The organism is Lysobacter enzymogenes (assembly GCF_017168095.1).
Taxonomy (GTDB): Bacteria; Pseudomonadota; Gammaproteobacteria; order Xanthomonadales; family Xanthomonadaceae; genus Lysobacter; species Lysobacter enzymogenes_D.
Map to the genome: position 1 here is coordinate 1 of NZ_LXSD01000006.1, position 3,098 is coordinate 3,098.

At 71.5% G+C, this 3,098-nt stretch carries 5 protein-coding genes; 4 read left to right on the forward strand and 1 reads right to left on the reverse strand.

All coding sequences use genetic code 11. The annotated features are described in order from the left end of the window. Window positions 1–57: 57 nt before the first annotated feature. Window positions 58–381 carry a hypothetical protein gene (locus tag A7A76_RS00190; RefSeq protein ID WP_074861643.1) on the reverse strand — a complete coding sequence of 108 codons (324 nt, stop codon included), beginning with the start codon at window positions 379–381 and terminating at the stop codon, window positions 58–60. Window positions 382–611: 230 nt separating this feature from the next. Between A7A76_RS00190 and A7A76_RS00195 the strand changes: the two genes are divergently transcribed. From A7A76_RS00195 to A7A76_RS00210, 4 genes are all read left to right on the forward strand, one after another. After that, window positions 612–1,178, forward strand: coding sequence for an RNA polymerase sigma factor (locus tag A7A76_RS00195; protein ID WP_074861644.1), 567 nt, complete (start codon window positions 612–614; stop codon window positions 1,176–1,178). Next, on the forward strand, window positions 1,175–1,657 hold the full coding sequence (locus tag A7A76_RS00200; RefSeq protein ID WP_206409295.1) for a hypothetical protein: 483 nt from the start codon (window positions 1,175–1,177) through the stop codon (window positions 1,655–1,657). The genes A7A76_RS00195 and A7A76_RS00200 overlap by 4 nt, the downstream gene beginning before the upstream one ends. Window positions 1,658–1,933: 276 nt before the next feature. Then, window positions 1,934–2,569: an RNA polymerase sigma factor gene (locus A7A76_RS00205; RefSeq protein WP_241200639.1), complete on the forward strand. Its 636-nt coding sequence runs from the start codon at window positions 1,934–1,936 to the stop codon at window positions 2,567–2,569. A gap of 103 nt (window positions 2,570–2,672) precedes the next feature. Continuing rightward, window positions 2,673–2,906, forward strand: coding sequence for a RebB family R body protein (locus A7A76_RS00210; RefSeq protein WP_074861646.1), 234 nt, complete (start codon window positions 2,673–2,675; stop codon window positions 2,904–2,906). Window positions 2,907–3,098: the final 192 nt, after the last annotated feature.

A 3,098-nucleotide genomic window follows, 5' to 3' on the forward strand; every position in this document is an offset into this window, starting at 1 on the left:
GCCCGCGGCCGGCCCCGCCGCGCGCGTCGAGCCGGCGCCCGCGGCGCCGCACCGATCTCAGCCGTACTTGCGCGAAATGAAGTAGTACGCCAGGTTGCCCAGCCCGACCGCACCGATCAGCACCGCCAGGGTGCCGGCGTTGAGTTCGCGCCAGCCGGCGGCCTCGATGATGGCGAAGGCGCCCGCCAGCAGCACCATGACGATGCCCCAGCGCAGCGCGCCGTGGCGGCGGCGCAGGTCTTCGTCGCGGGCCAGCGAACGCAGCAGTTCGTCGGCGCCGCCGGTCTGCAGCAGCTTGCTGCGGAAGCGCGCGTCCACCACGAACTTGATGGCGAAGGTGATGCAGATGAACAAGGTGATGGGAACCAAGATTCCGGGCATGGCGGCGGCCTCCTCGGGCTAGTGCGTGACGGTCGGTACCGAACGGGAATGCGGGCGGCTCGTTCGGCGTTCGAGGCAAAGAGATACGGCCCGTGTCCGTCCGGTTGCAGCCGCCGCGGCGGGGGCGGCGGGGCCGCGGGGTGACACTCGTCACAGCGCGGCATGTGCGCCCGCCACTGCAACCGCGCGCGCCTTGCCCGCATCCTCGACCGGATGACCGGTTCCAGCCCATGAACGACGACCGCGCCCTGGTCGAAGCCGTCCTCTCCCGCCAGCCGGGCGCGTTCGAGCGTCTGGTGCGGGAGTACCAGGGGCTGTGCTGGCACATCATCCAGCGCATGGTCCGCCATCCGGACGACACCCGCGAGCTGTGCCAGGAGGCATTCCTGCGCGTTCACCAGTGCCTGCACCAATACCGCTACGAGAGCGCGCTGAAGTCGTGGATCGGCCAGGTCGCCTATTCGGTGGCCAAGCGCCATCTGGAGCGCAAGCGCATTCCGATCGTGGAGACCGCGGCCGACGAGGACGCGCTGTCGCCGCTGGACGCGGTCAGCGACGGCTTCGACCTGGAGGCGGCCTGCGCCGACGAGGAGATCGCCGCCGGCCTGCACGCCGAGATCGAGGCGCTGCCGCCGCTGCAGCGTACCCTGTTGACCCTGTATCACCTGGAAGAAGTGCCCATCGGCGAGATCGCGCAGATGACCGGCCTGGCCGAGGGCACCATCAAGAGCCACCTGTTCCGGACCCGGGCGCGCCTGCGCCAGCGGCTGGAAGCGCGGCTGGGAGAATTCGCATGAACCGCAACGACGACCGCGACGCGCGTTTCGACGATCCGGCCACGGCCCGCGAATGGGCCTTGCAGGAGCGCGCGCGCGAACACGAACGCGCCGGCGCGCCGATGAGCGAGGACGACCCGCGCCTGGCCCAGTACCGCCTGCTGAGCCGGGCCTTGCGCGCGCCGCCGCTGGAGCCGATTCCCTACGGCTTCGCCGAACAGGTCGCGCGCCGCGCCGCGGCCGGCGCCGATGCCGGCGACCGGGTCGAGCGCTGGTTGCAGCAAGTGCTGTTGTTCGGCCTGATCGCGGCCGGCGCGGGCATGGTCCTGGGCGGCGCGGCGAGCTGGTGGCCGCAGGCGATGGCGCAGTTGCAGCGGTTGCCGCAAGTCGGCGTGTCGTGGGGCGCGGTCGCCGTCGCGTGCTGCCTGGCCAGCTGGGGCTGGAGCGGCGTCGCGCGCGCGCTGGGCCTGGAGCCGGGCGCGCCCTCGCGTCCGGCGTGAGCGCGCACGCGCATACCGCCAACGCCGCTGCGGGACGAATGTGAGCGCCCGCATGCTTTAAACGCGTTCGCGCGCGGCATCGGCCGCGCGCCTTCGCGCCGCGTGGGCGCGAAGGAACTCGCGAAAAAACTCGCGGAAAACCCGATATTTCTTGGTATCGCGACGGGATGCGCAGTTGCCCGCCCGCGCGCCCGCCGTGCGTGTCACCCAAGTAACAGCCATCGCCCACCCCCCTGCCCAGACTCGCTGCACCGCAGATGAAGGAGGGGGATCGTGATGGACGCCGATGGGCGCGAACGCGCCGACTGCAACAGCTTTCACGCCATGCCGCCGGAGCGCGCGCCGCTTGCGCGCGAACGCGAAGCGACCGCGCCGCGCGCGGATTTCAAGCTCGCCGACGACATGTTCGCCGGCGCCTGGCGCGCCAATCTGCCGGAGCTGGAAGCGCGCGCGCGCCGCTTCGCCGACGGCCAGCGCGACCGCGCCGAGGAACTGCTCGGCAACGCTGCGATCAAGGCGCTGCTGTTCATGCGCCGCGCGCCGCACACCATCACCGACCCGGGCGGCTTCCTGTTCGTGGTGTTGCGCCACGTGTTCCTCGACAGCGTGCGCCGGCGCGGCCGCGACCGCGAGGTGTTCGACCGCCATCGCGAGGTCGACGGCGAGGGCGGCGGCTTCGCCCACGAAGGCCTGTCGGCGCTGCAGCAGCTGGAGCTGGACGAACAGCTCGAGCGGGTGGTGGCCGCGGTGGCGCGGATGAGCCGCGAGCAGCGGCGGCTGTTCGCTTACCGCTTCATCGAGGATCTGCCGTATCCGGTCATCGCCGAGCGCCTGCACATCAACCAGCCGCTGGCGCGCAAGCGGGTCGAACTGCTGCGCAACCGGCTGCGGCTGGCGGTGGGGCGCGAATGAGCGGCGCCGGCCGCCTCGCCGCCGCGGCCGGATTCACAAGCCTCTCGGGCTCGCGTTCCACCGCTATAGACCCGCAACGCACACTCACTCCAGGGACAGGCTCATGACCGATACGCCCGTCAATTCGCAGATCACCGACGCCGTCACCCAGACCAACGTGAAGGTCGTCGCCGAGGCGCCCGCGCAGGCGATCGCCTCGCTGTACCAGGTGTCCAGCCACTCCACCGGCCTGGCGCTGCAAAACGCGGTGCACAGCCAGCAGGTGCTCAACCAGATCTCCAGCGCGGTGGTGTCCAAGGCGGTGCAGCTGATCATGGCCGTGGGCGACAAGCCATAGCGCGCGCCGCGGTGCGGGGCGATGAGACGACGGACGCACGCTTTGGAGAACGGCGATGAAACACCGATGGGACGACGATAACGCGGGCGCCGCGCCCGAGCAGGATGCGCAGACGGGCGCGGCGCAGGGAGCGGCCGATGCCGCCGCCTCGGCCGCGGCGGCCTACGCGGCGGCGCAAGGCGCGCACGCGGC

Excerpts from the sequence above, each read along its gene's own strand:
- A7A76_RS00200 (WP_206409295.1), top strand. The coding sequence starts at position 1,175 with ATGAACCGCAACGACGACCGCGACGCGCGTTTCGACGATCCGGCCACG.
- A7A76_RS00195 (WP_074861644.1), top strand. The coding sequence starts at position 612 with ATGAACGACGACCGCGCCCTGGTCGAAGCCGTCCTCTCCCGCCAGCCG.
- A7A76_RS00205 (WP_241200639.1), top strand. The coding sequence starts at position 1,934 with ATGGACGCCGATGGGCGCGAACGCGCCGACTGCAACAGCTTTCACGCC.
- A7A76_RS00190 (WP_074861643.1), bottom strand. The coding sequence starts at position 381 with ATGCCCGGAATCTTGGTTCCCATCACCTTGTTCATCTGCATCACCTTC.
- A7A76_RS00210 (WP_074861646.1), top strand. The coding sequence starts at position 2,673 with ATGACCGATACGCCCGTCAATTCGCAGATCACCGACGCCGTCACCCAG.